13 protein-coding genes are annotated in these 16293 nt (G+C 72.0%); 5 read left to right on the forward strand and 8 right to left on the reverse strand.

Annotated elements, in window-relative coordinates; genetic code table 11:
* Positions 1 to 18 precede the first annotated feature (18 nt).
* Together CKCBHOJB_RS01515 and CKCBHOJB_RS01520 are read right to left on the reverse strand one after the other, a co-directional pair.
* Positions 19 to 1425, reverse strand: a complete 1407-nt coding sequence (locus tag CKCBHOJB_RS01515; protein WP_281050271.1) for a CHASE3 domain-containing protein — start codon at positions 1423 to 1425, stop codon at positions 19 to 21.
* Between the two features lie 96 nt (positions 1426 to 1521).
* Positions 1522 to 1833, reverse strand: coding sequence for a BON domain-containing protein (locus tag CKCBHOJB_RS01520; RefSeq protein ID WP_281050272.1), 312 nt, complete (start codon positions 1831 to 1833; stop codon positions 1522 to 1524).
* Positions 1834 to 2015: 182 nt separating this feature from the next.
* Between CKCBHOJB_RS01520 and CKCBHOJB_RS01525 the strand changes: the two genes are divergently transcribed.
* Positions 2016 to 3266, forward strand: coding sequence for an exonuclease SbcCD subunit D (locus CKCBHOJB_RS01525; RefSeq protein ID WP_281050273.1), 1251 nt, complete (start codon positions 2016 to 2018; stop codon positions 3264 to 3266).
* Positions 3263 to 6445 carry an SMC family ATPase gene (locus CKCBHOJB_RS01530; RefSeq protein ID WP_281050274.1) on the forward strand — a complete coding sequence of 1061 codons (3183 nt, stop codon included), beginning with the start codon at positions 3263 to 3265 and terminating at the stop codon, positions 6443 to 6445. Before CKCBHOJB_RS01525 ends, CKCBHOJB_RS01530 begins: the two co-directional genes overlap by 4 nt.
* Positions 6446 to 6476: 31 nt before the next feature.
* Here CKCBHOJB_RS01530 and CKCBHOJB_RS01535 read toward each other — a convergent pair whose 3' ends face one another.
* A complete protein-coding gene (locus tag CKCBHOJB_RS01535) occupies positions 6477 to 7520 on the reverse strand; it encodes an EamA family transporter (protein WP_281050275.1) in 1044 nt (347 codons plus the stop codon).
* Between the two features lie 449 nt (positions 7521 to 7969).
* Here CKCBHOJB_RS01535 and CKCBHOJB_RS01540 point away from each other — a divergent pair, with 449 nt between their 5' ends.
* The gene (locus tag CKCBHOJB_RS01540; RefSeq protein ID WP_281050276.1) at positions 7970 to 9304 is read left to right on the forward strand and encodes a hemolysin family protein; all 1335 of its coding nucleotides are present in this window, start codon (positions 7970 to 7972) and stop codon (positions 9302 to 9304) included.
* Between the two features lie 44 nt (positions 9305 to 9348).
* Positions 9349 to 10233 carry a protease HtpX gene (gene htpX, locus CKCBHOJB_RS01545; RefSeq protein WP_281050277.1) on the forward strand — a complete coding sequence of 295 codons (885 nt, stop codon included), beginning with the start codon at positions 9349 to 9351 and terminating at the stop codon, positions 10231 to 10233.
* Between the two features lie 93 nt (positions 10234 to 10326).
* Here htpX and CKCBHOJB_RS01550 read toward each other — a convergent pair whose 3' ends face one another.
* The 5 genes from CKCBHOJB_RS01550 to CKCBHOJB_RS01570 form a co-directional block, all read right to left on the reverse strand.
* Positions 10327 to 10644 (reverse strand): PepSY domain-containing protein, encoded by a 318-nt coding sequence (locus tag CKCBHOJB_RS01550; protein ID WP_281050278.1) that lies wholly within the window; start codon positions 10642 to 10644, stop codon positions 10327 to 10329.
* A 659-nt stretch (positions 10645 to 11303) separates the two neighbouring features.
* Positions 11304 to 12641 (reverse strand): ferric reductase-like transmembrane domain-containing protein, encoded by a 1338-nt coding sequence (locus CKCBHOJB_RS01555; RefSeq protein WP_281050279.1) that lies wholly within the window; start codon positions 12639 to 12641, stop codon positions 11304 to 11306.
* Between the two features lie 70 nt (positions 12642 to 12711).
* Entirely contained in the window at positions 12712 to 13041 is a 330-nt protein-coding gene (locus tag CKCBHOJB_RS01560; RefSeq protein WP_281050280.1) for a PepSY domain-containing protein, read from the reverse strand.
* Positions 13042 to 13204: 163 nt separating this feature from the next.
* A complete protein-coding gene (locus tag CKCBHOJB_RS01565) occupies positions 13205 to 14080 on the reverse strand; it encodes a putative RNA methyltransferase (RefSeq protein ID WP_281050281.1) in 876 nt (291 codons plus the stop codon).
* Positions 14077 to 14433, reverse strand: a complete 357-nt coding sequence (locus CKCBHOJB_RS01570; protein ID WP_281050282.1) for a cupin domain-containing protein — start codon at positions 14431 to 14433, stop codon at positions 14077 to 14079. The genes CKCBHOJB_RS01565 and CKCBHOJB_RS01570 overlap by 4 nt, the downstream gene beginning before the upstream one ends.
* A gap of 145 nt (positions 14434 to 14578) precedes the next feature.
* Between CKCBHOJB_RS01570 and CKCBHOJB_RS01575 the strand changes: the two genes are divergently transcribed.
* Positions 14579 to 16225 (forward strand): bifunctional aminoglycoside phosphotransferase/ATP-binding protein, encoded by a 1647-nt coding sequence (locus CKCBHOJB_RS01575; RefSeq protein ID WP_281050283.1) that lies wholly within the window; start codon positions 14579 to 14581, stop codon positions 16223 to 16225.
* Positions 16226 to 16293 lie beyond the last annotated feature (68 nt).

The raw sequence follows: 16293 nt of genomic DNA on the forward strand, positions 1-16293 counted from the left end.
GCCCGCCCGCGGGCCGGATCAGTGCATGCGCGCGAACGGCACGCGGGCGCTGATGCGCGTGCCTTCGCCCGGCCGGCTGTCGATGTCCAGCCGGCCGGCGAGCATCTGCACCCGGTGCGCCATGCCCGCCAGGCCGTGGCGGTTGCGCTCGCGCGCCGCCGGATCGAAGCCGACACCGTCGTCTTCCACTTCCAGCACCAGTTCGTCGCCCTCGGTGCGCAGGCGCAGCCAGACCCGCGTCGCCTGCGCATAGCGGCGTGCGTTGGTGAGCGCCTCCTGGGCGATGCGGTAGAGCGCGAGCGCGGTCTGCGCGGGCGGCTCGGGCAGCGCATCGGGCAGTTCGAGCTCCAGCCGTCCGCCGTGCTCGCCGATGTCGCCGCTGTCGGCCAGCGCGCGCAGGGCCTCGACCAGGCCGAGCTCGGACAGCAGCGGCGGACGCAGGTCGGCCACCACCTTGCGCTTGAGTGCGATGCCCTGGTTCAGGGTGTCGAGCAGGCGGTCGAAGCGGCTGCGCAGCGCCGCCATGGTCTCGGCCGGCAGCTTGCGCGCGATCCAGCCGGCGTCGAGCTTGGCGGCGGTGAGCAGGGCGCCGAGTTCGTCGTGCAGTTCGCGCGCCAGCCGCGCCTTTTCGGCCTCGCGCGCATTGGTCAGGTAGCTGGCGAGGCTGCTGAGCTCCTGGGTGCGATGGGCGACCTCGGTGTGCAGGCGCTCGTTCTCCGAGCGCAGCAGCTGCGCCATGTGTTCGCGCAGGCGGTCCTGGCGGTAGAGGACGACGACCAGCACCAGCAGCAGCGCCAGCACGCTGGCGCCGAGCACGCGGTTCATCGTGCGCGCATCGGCGAAGCGCGCGAAGGCGCCGTCCTGGGTGGCGGCGATCTCGGCCCGGGTGGCGGCGCGCAGCGCCAGGATGCGGGCGCGGATGTCGTCGGTGACCTGCTTGCCGGTGCCGCCGTCGGGCTGCTCGGCGCCGGGCGGTGCGCCACGTTCGATGGCCTGGGTGAGCAGGCTCCAGCGCATGTCGACCAGCATCGCCAGATGCTCGACGGTCTGGCGCTGGCCTTCGTCCGCCCACTTATCGGCGCGCAGGGCGGCGAGAGTGGCCTCGAGCTCGGCCTGCCCCTCCTGGTAGGGCGTCAGGAACACCGGGTTGCGGGTCAGCAGGTAGCCGCGCACGCTCGACTCCGCATCGAGCATCTGCAGCAGCAGGGTGTCGAGGTGATGCAGGCGCGCGCTGCGCGCGCGCAGATCCTCCAGCGCGCTGCGGCTCGATTCGGACTGCCACTGGCCGGCGACCAGCCACGCCAGCCCGAGCACGAAGCTCAGCAGCAGCACGACGATCAGCAGGCCCGCACGCGGGCGCGGCAGGCGGGACGGGGCAGGGGGCAAGGGCAGCGCCTCCGGGATGGACTGTGAACCCGTCATCATCCTAGCCCACGGTGGCGGGATCCGTGCGTGCACGAAGCGACGCCCCGGGATCCGCCGTGGCGGCTCCCGGGGCCTTGCCTGTCCGGTCGGACACACTCAGGGCCGGATCGCGATGTCGTTCTTCACCGCCTTCACGCCCGGCGTGGTGCGTGCGATCTCGACCGCGCGGTTGCGCTCGGTGGTGCTCTTGGCGAAGCCGGACAGCTGCACCGTGCCCTTCAGCGTCTCGACGCTGATCGCCATCGCGCTGACGGTCGGATCCTCGGCGAACTTGGCCTTCACCCGCGCGGTGATGGTGGCGTCATCGACGTATTCGCCGACGGTGGACTGGTCGCGGGTGACGGCGCAGCCGACCGCGGTGAAGGCGAGCAGGCCGGACAGGGCGAGGGTGGCGGCGGTGTGTTTCATGGCGGTCTCCTTGATTGGACTTGTCGTTCGGGGCGGGACGGGTGTCGTCGCCCCTGCGATGCGATTCAAATGTATGCTCCCCGGCGCACGCGGGCTGTCCGACAGTGCGGATTGCGCTGTAGGACAATTCCCGCACCACATGCCCCGCTCGCTGCCCGCTGCCCGCCTTTTCCTTTCTGCCGATGCGCTTCCTCCACTCCGCCGACTGGCATCTCGGCCGTGTCTATCACGGCGTCTCCCTGCTCGAAGACCAGGCCCACGTGCTGCAGCAGTTCGTGCGCATCGCCGCCGACACCCGGCCCGACGCCATCCTGCTCGCCGGCGACATCTACGACCGCTCGGTGCCGCCGGCCGAGGCGGTGCGCCTGCTCGACCTGGTGCTCGAGCAGCTCGTCCTCGAGCTGAAGATCCCGGTGGTGATGATCGCCGGCAACCACGACGGCCCCGACCGCCTCGCCTTCGGCTCCGGCCTGCTGCAGCGCGCCGGCCTCACCGTGCGCGGGCCGGTCGAGATGGACGCCGCGCCGCTGGTGCTGCGCGACGCCCATGGCGAGGTCGAGATCCACGCGCTGCCCTATGCCGAGCCCGCGCTGGTGCGCAGCGCCTGCGGCGACGACGCGATCGCGGATCACCATGCCGCGCTCGCCGCGCAGACCGCCGCGGTGCGCGCCGCGCAGGTCCCGGGCCGGCGCACGGTGGTGGTCGCGCACGCCTTCGTGCAGGGCGGCGCGGAGAGTGAATCCGAGCGCCCGCTGTCGGTCGGCGGCACGGGGGCGGTCGGGGCCGGGGTGTTCGACGGTTTCGATTATGTCGCGCTCGGCCACCTGCACCGGCCGCAGGCGATCGGCAGGAAGCGCGGCGGCGAGGGCGCTGCGGACGCGTGTGGCGTGGACGCAGCCGGGGCGCATCGCAGCGCGGACGCGGACGCGGCCGATGCCGCAGCGCCGTGGCGCAGCGCGCGTATCCAGTACGCCGGCTCGCTGCTGAAGTACTCCTTCGCCGAGGCCGACCACGCCAAGTCGGTGAATCTGGTCGAGCTGGATGCCGCGGGCAATTGCACCGTCGAGCGCATCCCGCTGCTGCCGCGCCGCGAGCTGCGCATCCTGGAGGGCGAGCTCGCCGCGCTGGTCGCCGCCGCGGCCACCGACCCGGCACGCGAGGACTACGTACTCGCCCGCCTCACCGACCACGGCGCGCTGCTCGACGCCATGGGCAAGCTGCGCAGCGCATGGCCGAACGCGCTCGCCATCGAGCGCCCGGCGCTGGCCGGCGACGGCCCGGGGCGCGCCGGCGCCGACTTCCGTCGCACCCGCATCCAGGACCTCTTCGCCAGCTTCCACCAGGAAACCACCGGCCTCGCGCTCGAGCCCGCGGCGCAGGCCGCGCTCGACCGCGTCGTCAACCGCCTCGAACGGGAGGCGCGCGTCGCATGAAGCCGCTCAAGCTCAGCCTGCAGGCCTTCGGTCCCTTCGCCGCGCGCGAGGAGGTGGATTTCACCCTGCTGCCGTCCGGCTGCCTGTTCCTGATCGCCGGCCCCACCGGCGCCGGCAAGACCTCCATCCTCGACGGCATCACCTACGCGCTCTATGGCGACACCTCGGGCGGCGAGCGCAGCGCGCGCGAGATGCGCAGCCACCATGCAGACGCCAGCGTGCAGACCGAGGTCGGGTTCGAGTTCGCGCTCGGCGCGCGCCGCTACCTCGTCAAGCGCGTGCCCGAGCAGGAGCGTGCCGCCTTGCGCGGCGACAAGCTGGTCAAGGTGCTCGCGAAGGCCGAGCTGTATCGACTGGAGCCGGACGGCGAGACGTGGACGCCGCTGGCGCACAAGACCACCGAAGTCACGGCGCTGATCGAGGACCTGCTCGGCTTCAAGGCCGAACAGTTCCGCCAGGTCGTGCTGCTGCCCCAGGGCCAGTTCCGCAAGCTGCTGGCGGCGAGTTCGGCCGAGCGCGAGAAGATCCTCGAGACCCTGTTCGGCACCGCCACCTACAAGCGCCTGCAGGAGGCCCTGAAGGTCGAGGCTGCGGCGCTGCGCGAGCGCGGCGAGCAGGCCGCGCTGCAGCGCCGCACCCTCCTGGAGCAGGCCGGGGCCGACTCCGTCGAGGCGCTGCTCGCCCGCCGCGAGGTCTTGCAGTCCGAGCTGGCCACACTCGCCGACGGCGAGCAGCAGGCGCGCGCCGAGGACGCCGCCGCACGCGCCGCCCTGCAGCAGGGGCAGGCGGTCGAGGCGCAATTCGCCGAGGCAGCGGCAGCCGGTGCGGCGCTCGAGGCGCTGGAAGCGGGCAAGCCCGAGCTCGACGCCCAGCGCCTGCGCCTGGAGCAGGCGCGCCGTGCGCTGCAGGTCGTGCCGGCCGAAAGCGCGCTGCTTGGCGCGCGCCGCAGCGTCGACGAAGTCCGCGCGCGTGAAGCGCGCGTCGCCAGTGAATCCACCGAAGCCGCCCGCCGTCTGAGTGCAGCGGAAGCCGCGCTGCAGGCCGAGACCGCGCGCGCCGTCGAGCGCGAGGCCGCGCAGCGCGAGGTGCTGCGCCTGGAAGCGCTCGCCGAGGCGGTCACGCGCCTGGCCCAGGCCGAGGCCGAGACACAGCGCTGCGAGCTTGCCCGTGTCGCTGCCGACAAGGTGCTCGCCAGCGCCACCGCGCAGCAGCAGACGCTGGCCACCCGCCGCGCGGAACTCGCCGCCCGCATCGAGGCCTTGCAGCCGATCGCCGCCGATGTCTCCGCGCTCGAACTGCGCCTGCAGCAGGCCGAGCAGCACGTCCGCGCGCACGCCGCGCTGGCCGCCGCGCGCAAGCAGCTCGCGTTGCGCGAGTCGAGCGAGGCGAAGGCCCGCCAGGCCTGCAAGGACGCCCGGCGCGCCGCCACCGCGGCCAGCACCGCCTTCTCCATGCTCGACAATCGCTGGCGCCAGGCCCAGGCCGCCATCCTCGCCCGCCACCTGCACGACGGCGCGCCCTGCCCGGTGTGCGGCAGCGCCGATCACCCCGCGCCCGCCCGCCACGCGGGCGAGTTGCCCAGCGAGCAGGCGCTGCAGGATGCGGCCGAGCGTGTGCGCGAAGCGGACACCGCATTCGAAACCGCCCGTCAGGCGCTCAACACCGCCGAACTGGCGCGCGCCACGGCCGCGGCCGAAGTCGACACGCGCGCGGCCGCGCTGACGCTCGCGGCCGATGGCGCCGCCGAGGTCGCCGCCGAAGTCGCCCAACTGCGCCGCCACCTCGATGCCGCCCGCGCCGCCGCGGTGGAGCTCGCGCCGCTACGCGAGCAGGTGGCCGCGCTCGACGCCGACCTCGCCCGCGCCGCCATGGCGTACGAACAGGCGCGCGCCCAGTCCGCCGAGGCCGCCAGCGCGGCGCGTTCGGCGCAGCACGTCGCCGACGAGCGTCGCGCCGGTGTGCCGGAAGCCTTGCGCACGCCGGCCGCGCTGCAGGCGGCGCTCGCGGGCGCGCAGGCCGCACGCCAGCGTCTCGACCACGCCCTGCAGCAGGCGCAGATCGCGCACGGCGAAGCCGCCAGCCGCGCGGCTGCCCTGCGCGCGCAGCACGCCACGCTCGGCGAGGCGGTGCAGGCGGCAGGGTTACGCGTCGAGGAGGCGGGCGTCCAGTTCGCCGACGCGCTTGGTGCCGCGGGCTTCTGGCCGATGGGTGCTGATGCCGGTATCGGCAGTGGCGCCTTGGGGAGGGACGATGTTGCGGCGGTGAGCCAGCCTTCGTTCGCGGGCAAGCCCGCTCCCACAGAGGGTGGCCGCAGCGACCCTGGCTTCGCCCAGGCCGAGGCGGTGTGGCGCGCCGCGCTGATGCCTGCGGAGCGGATCGCGGCTCTCGAGGCCATGATCCGCGAGGCCGACCACCGCCGCGCCGCGGCCCATGAACGCGCCGAACGCGCCACGCGCGCCATCGCCGGCGTGGTGCGCCCCGACCTCGCCGCCCTCGACGCCCGCGCCGGTGCCGCCCGTGCCGCGATCGAGGCGGTGCTCGACCGCCTCGCCCGCGCCCGCAGCGCGCTCGCCACGCTCGCCGACACGCTCGCCCGGGTCGAGGAGATCGCGCGCGAATCCGGCGCCATCGAGACCGAATACCGCGTCGTCGGCCACCTCGCCGACATCGCCAACGGCAGCAACGGGCGCAACCTCACCTTCCAGCGCTACGTGCTCGCGGCGCTGCTCGACGACGTGCTGCGCGCCGCCTCGCTGCGTCTGGCGGCGATGAGCCGCGGCCGCTACCAGCTCCAGCGCCGCGAGGACCTGGCCGACGCCCGCCGCGCCGGCGGCCTCGACCTCGAGGTCTTCGACGAATACACCGGCCGCACCCGCCCGGCGAGCACGCTGTCCGGCGGCGAAGGCTTCATGGCCTCGCTGTCGCTCGCGCTGGGCCTCTCCGACGTGGTCCAGGCCTACGCCGGCGGCGTGCAGCTCGACACCCTGTTCATCGACGAAGGCTTCGGCAGCCTCGACCCCGAGTCGCTCGACATGGCGATGAGGGCGCTGATCGACCTGCAGCAGCGCGGGCGCATGGTGGGCGTGATCTCGCACGTCGAGGAGATGAAGCAGCAGATCGACGTGGCGATCGAGGTGGTGCCGGGGACGAGAGGGAGCCGGGTGCGGATCCGCGCCTGAGCGGCGTCCGCGCAGGCGGTGCGGGCGGCGCTCAGTGCGGATGCCGGTGATGGATGTCCGGGAAGTGCGGATGCTTGTGCACCATCGCCTCGTGGCGGTGCCAGTGTTCGTGGGGCTCGTCGCCGTTCCACGCGAAATCGTGCTGATGCCGGTGATGGGCGTCGTGGATGTGGGGATGGCTGTGCGCCATCGGCTCATGCACATGCTCGTGCTCGTGATGCTCGGTGAGGTGCAGCCATACCCCCCAGCCCATCAGCGCGGCCGCGATCCAGAACGCGGGCGAGGTCGATTCCCCGAGCAGGAGCAGCGACACCGCGGCGCCGATGAAGGGGGCGGTGGAGAAGTAGGCGCCGGTACGCGCCGTGCCCAGGCCGCGCAGCGCCAGCACGAAGAGCACCAGGCTGATGCCGTAGCCGAGCAGGCCGACGGCCATGGTCCCGAGCAGGATCGCGCCGCCGGGCAGGCTCGCGCCGAGCGCGAAGGCCAGCCCGACATTGACCGTCCCCGCCACCGCGCCCTTGGCGCCGGCGATGAACAGCGCGTCCGAGGCCGATACCCGCCGCGTCAGGTTGTTGTCGATCGCCCAGCACAGGCAGCCGGCAACGATGGCGAGCGGCCCGCTCCACTCGCGCGTGCCCGCTTCGCCACCGGACCACGACAGCACGACGCCGCCGGCGACGATCGCGAGCATGCCGAGCACGATGCGGCGGTCGGCGTTCTCCTTGAACACGACCCAGGCGATCACGGCGGTCAGCACCGCCTCGAGGTTGAGCAGCAGCGAGGCGGTCGAGCCGCTGCTGAGGGTGAGGCCGAACATCAGCGCGAGCGGCCCGAGCACCCCGCCGAAGAAGATCGCGCCCAGCAGCCAGGGCCATTCGCCGGCGGCCAGCCCGGAGGGCCGCCACCCGCGGTCGCGGATCAGGCGCGCCACGCCCAGTCCGAGCCCGCTGCCGAGGTAGAGCAGGCCGGCGAGCAGCCATGGCGACATCTCGCCCACGAGCAGCTTGGCGAAGGGGGTGCTCGCGCCGAACAGCGCGGCTGCGAGCAGGGCATGGACGACATGGACGTTTTTCATCGGATCCGGCGGATGAGGTGGAGGCCATCCAGTGGCGACGATAGCCGAAAATGCCCCCGGGTTCGCCGGGATGCCGATGCGCTCCGACATCGACATGTCGACCCATCTCGGGCATCATCGCTTTCGTCCAAACAGATAAAGGATCGTGCGGGGTGCCTTCACTCCGCCTTATGAGTCGTCTTTCCCGCCTCCAGAGTTTTCGCTCTGCCTCCCCGGACGGTGCGTCCCGCATTCCTCCGGAAGACGTTCCAGGTCGATGTCGTCCCTGGTCCGTAGCACGCCCATCCCGGCACACGAAACGACGCGAAGCCCGTCCTGATCGGGTTCGTCCGGCCTGCCCGACGCCTTCGTGGCGCCCCTGGTGCGGCCACCTGCTGTCCTTCATTCATCATGCCTGCGGGCAGGTCCCCGTTCGCCCTCACTCCTGCGCCCTGCGCCGAACCTAAGCCATGGAAATCGCCTTACTGATCGCCCTCATCGTGCTCAACGGTGTCTTCGCGATGTCCGAGATCGCGCTCGTCACCGCGCGCCGCGCCCGCCTTGCCCGCCTCGCGGAGGACGGCGACGGCTCGGCCGAAGTCGCGATGAAGCTCGGCGAGGATCCGACCCGCTTCCTGTCCACGATCCAGATCGGCATCACCTCGATCGGCATCCTCAACGGTATCGTCGGCGAGGCGGCCCTCGCGGGCCCGCTCGCGGAGTGGCTGCAGACCCTGGGCATGGAGCGGCGCACCAGCGAGATCGGCTCGACCGTGCTGGTGGTCGTGGTGATCACCTACGTGTCGATCGTGGTCGGCGAGCTCGTCCCCAAGCGCATCGGCCAGATCAACCCGGAAGGCATCGCCCGCCTGGTGGCGCGGCCGATGAACGTGCTGGCCATGGCCTCGCGCCCCTTCGTGCATCTGCTGGCCGGCTCGACCGCGCTGCTGCTGCGCCTGATGGGCCAGCGCGAGCTGGGCGGGCCGAGCGTGACCGAGGAGGAGATCCACGCCCTGCTGAACGAGGGCTCCGAAGCCGGCGTCATCGAGAAGAGCGAGCACGAGATGGTGCGCAACGTGTTCCGCCTCGACGACCGCCAGATCGGCTCGCTGATGGTGCCGCGCTCGGACATCGTCGCGCTCGACGTGGATCGTCCGCTCGACGAGAACCTGACCCTGGTCGCCGAATCGGCGCACTCGAGCTTCCCGGTGTGCAGGGACGGGCTCGACGAGATCCTCGGCATCGTCAGCGCCAAGAAGATCTTCACCCAGATGCTGCGCGGCGAGACGGTCGATCTGACAAAAGATCTGCAGGCGCCGGTGTACGTGCCCGAGTCGCTGACCGGCATGGAACTGCTCGAGCAGTTCCGCAGTTCCGGCACCTACATCGTGTTCGTGATCGACGAGTACGGCGAGGTGCAGGGCATGGTCACGCTGCACGACGTCGTCGAGTCGGTGACCGGCGAGTTCCTGTCGCACGACACCGAGGAGGCCTGGGCGGTGCAGCGCGAGGATGGCTCGTGGCTGCTCGACGGCCTGATCCCGATCGTCGAACTCAAGGACCGCCTGGGCATCAAGGCGGTGCCGGAGGAGGAGAAGGGCCGCTACCACACCCTGTCGGGCATGGTGATGTGGCTGCTCGGCCGCCTGCCCAACACCGGCGACATCGCCACCTGGGAAAACTGGCGGCTGGAGGTCATCGACCTCGACGGCAAGCGCATCGACAAGGTGCTGGCGACTCGGCTGCCGGAACCGGCGCCGGAGGCCGCCGTCGAAGACCAGCCCGAGCCGCCTGCCCAGGGCTGAGCACCCGGGACAAGAATCCAACGAATCTTCCCACGGAGCCTTCGATGAAACGCATTCTGCTCTTTCTTGCCACGAACCTGGCCGTGGTGCTGGTTCTGGGCATCGTCGCCAACCTGCTGGGCGTCAATCGCTTCCTCACCGCGAACGGACTGAACCTCGGCGCACTGCTCGGCTTTGCGGCCATCATGGGCTTCGGCGGCGCCTTCATCTCGCTGCTGATGTCCAAGCCGATCGCCAAGTGGAGCACCGGCGCGCAGGTCATCGATCGGCCGCGCAACGCCACCGAGCAGTGGCTGCTGGATTCGGTGGCGCGGCTGGCCAGGGGCGCCGGCATCCCGATGCCCGAGGTGGCGGTCTACGCCGGGGAGCCGAACGCCTTCGCCACCGGCGCGAGCAAGAACAGCTCGCTGGTCGCGGTATCCACCGGCCTGCTGCAGTCCATGTCGCGCGAGGAAGCCGAGGCCGTCCTCGCCCACGAGGTGGCCCACATCGCCAACGGCGACATGGTGACGCTGACCCTGATCCAGGGCGTGGTGAACACCTTCGTCGTGTTCCTGTCGCGCGTGGTCGGCTACCTGGTGGATTCCTTCCTGCGCCGCAACGACGAGGCGTCGAGCGGCCCGGGCATCGGCTACGTGCTCACCACCATCGTGTGCGACATCCTGTTCGGCGTGGTCGCCAGCATCATCGTCGCGTGGTTCTCGCGTCAGCGTGAATTCCGCGCCGATGCCGGCGCCGCGCAGCTGATGGGCAGCGCCCAGCCCATGATCGGCGCACTGCGCCGCCTGGGCGGCCTGGAGGCGGGCGAACTGCCGCAGAACGTCGCCACCGCCGGCATCGCCGGCCGCCCCGCGTGGATGAACCTGTTCGCGAGCCATCCGCCGCTCGAGGAGCGCATCCGCGCGCTGTCCGTCTCCGCTCGGCAGTGAGCACGGCGAGCGGGAGGATCGTGGCGAAGCGCCCGGCGGCAGGCGTGCGGAAAAGGGGCGCCGGCGGTGCCGGCACCCCCGCGTGGGCGCGGATTACTTGCTGCGCTTGACCTCGGTCTTGAGGACGTCGCCGGTGACCGGATCGACATCCAGTTCGACGCGCTGGCCCTGCGGGTCGGTGGCCTTGACCTCGTACTTGTCCTTGTCGCGCTCGATCGCGCGGAAGTCGCGGTAGCCGGCGGCCTCGAGCTTGGTCTGCACGTCCTTCAGGCTGAGCCAGTTCGACTGTGCGGGGGCGGCCGAGGTGGCGGCGCGGGCGGCGTTCTGGGCGAACGCGGGGACGATGGCGGCGCCGGCGCCGATGAGTCCGCCGGTGAGGGCAAGGGTCGCGATGAGAGTGGTGGCACGCATGATGGCATCTCCTGTGACTTGTGAGCGGTCCTGTTCCGACCGTGATGCCATGGTGCGCCCCGCTCCCTGAATCGATGCTGAAGGCGGCGTTCACCTTCCGTTCATCGCGAACCAGCGGTGAGCGGGGGCATCGTTCCGGCTGTTGTGGCCCCGGCCGCGGGTGTTCCGGCAGGCTGATAGTCCCCCCGGCGTCGTTGTTGCGTAACAGGCTGCGTTCGATGCCTGCAAGACCGGAGGGCGCCCAATCGCGTTCCTTGCTTCGTCGGACCAGCATGGGGAGCTCGTCGAGCTTGTGAAGAGGCGACTCACCGCCCGCCTGCGGCGGCGACATGGATCGAGTACAGCCCCCATGGACACTGCGCAAAGCGCTCGGTGAGCGGTAGGGCCGCGAGTTCGGGAATGCGGTCCGCGTCGTGCACGGCCCACAGGGGGCCCACTCCGCCGAGCGGGAGCGGCGTGCCGTCGAGGTGGGTGGCGCCGAGTTCCACCGTTTAGCCGTCGAAGGCGAGGCCGTGCTTGCTCATGAGCTGGTCGAGCGCCGGGTCGAGCGCACCGCGGTTGGGGCGGGCGATGGCGCCGGATCGGGTGAACAGCGCGGGGCCGTCGGCGGGCAGCGCCGCCAGCGCACCGTACCAGCATGCCCCGCCGCCGGCAGCCCCTCAGCGCATCTCGAACGCCTCGCGCCGGAAGCTCAGCCGCCGTCCCCACAGCCGTGCGAGCCCGGCCTTGAGCTGGTCGCCGAGGCCGCGCGGGCCGCAGAACCAGACTTCCGTGCGCTGGCCGTTCCCGCTCGTGGCGGCGAGGCTCTCCGGCGTCAGCGTGTCGCCGGCGGCGCGGTCGTGGATGTGCAGGCGCACGCTGGGCAGTTCGGCGCACAGGTTGTGAAGGCGGGCGACGAAGGGGTCGCTCGTGGCCCCGCGGGTGCTGTAGTGGAGCTCCACCGCAGGTGCCGCGTTCGGGTCGGCGCGCAGGGCGTCGAGCCACGCCAGGAAGGGGGTGACGCCGATGCCGCCGGCGATCCAGATCTGGCGCGCCTTGCGGTCCTGGCGGCCGAGCACGAAGCGGCCGTAGGGGCCTTCGACGGTGACCGCCTGGCCGACCGCGACGCGGCTGGCGAGCTGGCGGGTGTAGTCGCCCAGGGCCTTGATCTGGAAGGTGAGGCTGCGGTCGCCGTGGTCGGCGCTGGAGATGGTGAAGGGGTGCGAGCCCTCGAAGCGCTCGAAACCGACGAAGGCGAACTGCCCCGCCTCGTGTCCGCGCCAGGCGCCGTCCAGCCGGCACACGATCTCGGTGACGTCGGGGGCGGGGGAGGACACCGCGGTGACCACGCCCTTGACCTTGCGGTCGCGACCGATGCGGCCCGTCAGCGCGATGATCGAGGCCACGGTGCCCGCGCCCAGCAGCAGCGCGAGCAGCACGCCGACCGGTTGCGTCCAGTAGGCGGGCGGGGCCAGCACCGCGGCGTGGAAGGCGAGCACGAGGTAGAACACCGGCATCGCGCGGTGGAGGTGGCGCCAGAATTTGTACGGGAAGCGCTTCCACAGGCTGAGCACGACCATCGCCAGCACCAGGTAGATGGCGAACTCGCCGAGCTCCTCGCCGGCATCGCGCAGGGCCTCGTACAGGCCGCCGAATTCGTCGTGCTCCGGCTTTCCGGCCTTGCCGTACAGCGACTTGATGACGTCGTCCGACATCTCGATCAGCCAGTGCAGGGCCGCGAACACCGCGGCGAGGATGCCGGCCCATTTGTGCAGGCGGAAGATGCGGTCCATGCCGCCGAGCGGGCGCTCGAGCATGGTGGGGCGGGTGGCGAGCACCATCGCCAGCGACATCAGGCCGATGGCGAGCAGGCCGCTCAGATACAGGCCCTGTTCGCGGATCAGCCAGGGCAGCGAGGCCGGGCCGCCGTCGACAGCGGCGACGTTGAGCCCCCAGGCCGCGGCGATCAGGGCGATGAAGGCGGACAGGGCGGGGAGAGTGGAGAGGGTGGGGATCATGGCGGCGGCTCCCGACGGCAGGCGTGAAAAGGGGGCGCCGGCGTTGCCGGCACCCCGTCGTGGGCGCGGATTACTTGCTGCGCTTGACTTCGGTCTTGAGGACGTCGGCGGTGACCGGATCGACATCCATTTTCACGCGCTGTCCTTGCGGGTCGGTGGCCTTGACCTCGTACTTGTCCTTGTCGCGCTCGACCTCGCGGAAGTCGGTGTAGCCGGCGGCTTCGAGCTTGCCCAGCACGTCCTTGATGCTCAGCCAGTTGGACTGGGCGGCGGGGGCGGTCGCGGTGGCCGGGGTGGCAGCGGGGGCCGTGCTCTGTGCGAACGCGGGGGCGATGGCGGCGCCGGCGCCGATGAGTCCGCCGCTGAGGGCCAGGGTGGCGATGAGGGTGGTGGCACGCATGATGGCATCTCCGTTGTTGGGTGAGCGGTCCTGTTTCGACCGTGATGCCATCTTGCGCGCCGCTCCCTGAATCGATGCTGAAGGCGGTGTTCACCTTCCGTTCATCTCGCCCTGACGGTGAGCGGGTGGATCCTGCCCGCTGTCGTCGCTCCTGCCGGACGGGCTACCCGGTCACGCGGCGGTAGCGCGCCAGGCGCACGTCCACCGTCATCGTCAGCGCGCTCAGCGCCGCAGCCCGTGCGCGGCCTTCGGCGCTGGCGCGGTAGAGGTGGGGCGTCATCGCCAGCAGGTCGGCGATCTGCGCGGCGCCGTCGACGTGGATGCGGAAGCACAGCGACGCGCTGCCCAGGTGAACGAAGCCCGCCGGCGCCACGCGCTCGGCGGGGCGCTCGGGTTTGAGTACCGGGTAGATGATCTCGCGCAGCTCGCGCAGATGGTCGGGGCCGGCATCGACCTGCAGCAGCTCGCCGCCGGGGCGCAGCACGCGGGCGAACTCGGGGTAGACGGGAAAGCCGAACATGCACAGCACGCGGTCGAGGGTGGCGGGCAATACCGGCAGGCCGGCGTTGCTGCCGACGACCCAGGCGGCGTGCGCGTCCTTGCGCCCGCGCGAGTCCTGCAGATCCCGTTTCGCCGCTGCCTGCACCGCCCATTTCGAGATGTCGAGGCCGAGCAGTGCGAGCGGGGTCGCCGCACCGGCCGTGGCGGCGAGCTGGCGCAGGTAGTAGCCCTCGCCGCAGCCGGCATCGAGGCAGGCGAGCGCCCGGCCGGCGGGCGCGCCGTCGAGCACTGTGGCCGCGACCGCGTCGGCGATCGGCCGGTAATGCCCGGCCTCGAGGAAGCGGCGGCGCGCGGCGACCATCTCCTTGCTGTCGCCCGGATCGCGCGAGCGCTTGTTCTGCACCGGCAGCAGGTTCGCATAGCCCTGGGCGGCGACGTCGAAGCAATGGCCGCCGGTACAGCGCCAGCTCGCGCCGTCGCGCTGCAGCGGCGCGCCGTCGAGCGGGCAGGCCAGGGCGGTGAAGGGCGTGGCGCTCACTGGGCGGCGTCGGCCGGGCTGCGCAGCATCACCAGCAGCATCTTGAAGGGCTCGGTGGGGGTGATGGCGTGCGCCACGTTGGCCGGCATCAGCAGGGTGTCGCCCGCGCCCAGGCCGTGGTGCTCGCCGCCGAGCAGCACCTCGGCGCGGCCCTCGACCCCGATCACCAGCGCATCGAAGGGCGCGGTGTGTTCGCTCAGCCCCTCGCCGGCGTCGAAGGCGAACAGGGTCACGCTGCCGGCGGCGTTCTTCACCAGCATGCGGCTGACGATGGCCTTGTCCTGGAACTGCAGCATCTGCGCGAGGTTCTCGACGCGCGGCGGGGCGTCGGTCAGGCGGTTTCCGGTGCTCATGGGGGCCTCCTTGGGGCGGTGAGTGGGGGCAAGCGAATGGCAAATGCGTGGCAGATGCGCGGCGGGAGAATCGTCATCATCATTGCCCGCTTCACCGCCTCTGTCCATGATGCGGGGCAAGGGCGTGAAGCGGAGGAGCGGACTCATGCGGAAGGAAGCGGGTGGCGAGGACGAACTGGTGCGGCAGCTGTTGCAGCCGGGCGTGCTGCCGGATTCGGCGGACGGCGTGGAGCTGGTCGAGACGCACATCTCCTGGGTGCTGCTCGCCGGCCAGCATGCATGGAAGCTGAAGAAGCCGCTCGATCTCGGTTTCCTCGATTTCAGCACCGTGGAGCGCCGCCGCGAGGCCTGCGAGGCGGAACTGCGGCTCAACCGGCGCACCGCGCCGATGCTGTACGAGGCGGTGGTGCCGGTGTGGCGCAGCGCGCAGGGCGTGCGGGTGGGCGGGCCGGATGCGGCCGCCGACGCGGCCCCGCAGGCGGCGCCGCGCGACTACCTCGTGCGCATGCGCCGCTTCGAGCAGTCGGCGCTGTTCTCCGTCATGCTCGAGGCCGGCCGGCTCGAGCCGGCGCTGTTCGACCGCCTCGCCCGCCATGTGGCGGATTTCCATGCCGCCGCGGCGGTGGCGCAGCCGGGGCAGGGGTTCGGCGATGCGGCGGCGGTGCACGCTCCGGTGCGGCAGAACTTCGTGCAGCTGCGCGAGTTGCTGTCGGCGGCGCGCCTCGACGCGCCGGTCCTGCTCGCCGAGCTCGAACGCGTCGAGTCCTGGGCCGAGGCGCAGTTCGCCGCACTGGCGCCGGTGTTCGACGCGCGCCTGGCGGAGGGTAGGGTGCGCGAGTGCCACGGCGACCTCCACCTGGGCAACCTGATCGTGCTCGACGGCGAGCCGCGGCTGTTCGACGGCATCGAGTTCAGCGCCGAGCTGCGGTGGGCCGACGTGATCGCCGACATCGCCTTCCTGGTCATGGACCTGCAGGCGCGCGGCCGGCCGGGCCTGGGCTGGCGCTTCCTCAACGCCTGGCTGGAGCGCAGCGGCGATTACGCCGGGTTGCGCGTGCTGCCCTGGTACCTGAGCTACCGCGCGATGGTGCGTGCCAAGATCGCCGCCATCCGCGCCGCGCAGGTGGCGGGCGAGGCGCGCGCGGAGAGTCTGGCCGAATGCGCGCGCTATCTCGCGCTCGCCGCGGCACCGGCACGGACGCCCGCGCCGGCGCTGCTGATCGCCAGCGGGGTGTCGGGCGCGGGCAAGACGAGCCAGTCGCTGCCGCTGCTGGAACGGTGCGGGGTGATCCGCGTACGCGCCGACGTCGAGCGCAAGCGCCTGTTCGGCCTCGACGCCGAGGCGGCGAGCGGCTCGGCGCTCGGCGGCGGCTTGTACACCGCAGCGGCCGGCGCGCGCACCTACGACCGGCTGGCCGACCGCGCGCGCGCCGTGGTCGGGGCGGGCTATCCGGTGCTGGTCGATGCGACCTTCCTCAGGCGGGCCCAGCGCCGGGTGTTCGCCGACCTCGCCGCCGCGCTCGGCGTGCCCTTCGCGATCCTCGCCTTCGATGCGCCGGTGGCGGTGCTGCGGGCGCGCGTGCGCAGCCGCCTCGCCGCCGGTGGCGACGCCTCCGAGGCCGACGAGGCGGTGCTCGCGACGCAACTTCGCACGCGCGAAGCGTTCGAAACCGAGGAACTCGCGCGCCTGCTGCCGATCGATACCCGCTCGGCGCCGGACTGGCGCGGCCTGTTGCCGGCGCTCGCCCGCCTGTGGCCGGGCGCGCTGCCCGCGGACGCGGCGGCCCCTTAGCCGGCTGGGCCGATGCGCCGCCGGACCGCATGCGCGCGCCGGCGTCCCGGAGCAGCCGGCCCGGCAGC

This window comes from Thauera sp. GDN1 (genome assembly GCF_029223545.1).
Taxonomy (GTDB): domain Bacteria; phylum Pseudomonadota; class Gammaproteobacteria; order Burkholderiales; family Rhodocyclaceae; genus Thauera.

Excerpts from the sequence above, each read along its gene's own strand:
- CKCBHOJB_RS01515 (WP_281050271.1), bottom strand. The coding sequence starts at position 1,425 with ATGATGACGGGTTCACAGTCCATCCCGGAGGCGCTGCCCTTGCCCCCT.
- CKCBHOJB_RS01520 (WP_281050272.1), bottom strand. The coding sequence starts at position 1,833 with ATGAAACACACCGCCGCCACCCTCGCCCTGTCCGGCCTGCTCGCCTTC.
- CKCBHOJB_RS01525 (WP_281050273.1), top strand. The coding sequence starts at position 2,016 with ATGCGCTTCCTCCACTCCGCCGACTGGCATCTCGGCCGTGTCTATCAC.
- CKCBHOJB_RS01530 (WP_281050274.1), top strand. The coding sequence starts at position 3,263 with ATGAAGCCGCTCAAGCTCAGCCTGCAGGCCTTCGGTCCCTTCGCCGCG.
- CKCBHOJB_RS01535 (WP_281050275.1), bottom strand. The coding sequence starts at position 7,520 with ATGAAAAACGTCCATGTCGTCCATGCCCTGCTCGCAGCCGCGCTGTTC.
- CKCBHOJB_RS01540 (WP_281050276.1), top strand. The coding sequence starts at position 7,970 with ATGGAAATCGCCTTACTGATCGCCCTCATCGTGCTCAACGGTGTCTTC.
- htpX (WP_281050277.1), top strand. The coding sequence starts at position 9,349 with ATGAAACGCATTCTGCTCTTTCTTGCCACGAACCTGGCCGTGGTGCTG.
- CKCBHOJB_RS01550 (WP_281050278.1), bottom strand. The coding sequence starts at position 10,644 with ATGCGTGCCACCACTCTCATCGCGACCCTTGCCCTCACCGGCGGACTC.
- CKCBHOJB_RS01555 (WP_281050279.1), bottom strand. The coding sequence starts at position 12,641 with ATGATCCCCACCCTCTCCACTCTCCCCGCCCTGTCCGCCTTCATCGCC.
- CKCBHOJB_RS01560 (WP_281050280.1), bottom strand. The coding sequence starts at position 13,041 with ATGCGTGCCACCACCCTCATCGCCACCCTGGCCCTCAGCGGCGGACTC.
- CKCBHOJB_RS01570 (WP_281050282.1), bottom strand. The coding sequence starts at position 14,433 with ATGAGCACCGGAAACCGCCTGACCGACGCCCCGCCGCGCGTCGAGAAC.
- CKCBHOJB_RS01575 (WP_281050283.1), top strand. The coding sequence starts at position 14,579 with ATGCGGAAGGAAGCGGGTGGCGAGGACGAACTGGTGCGGCAGCTGTTG.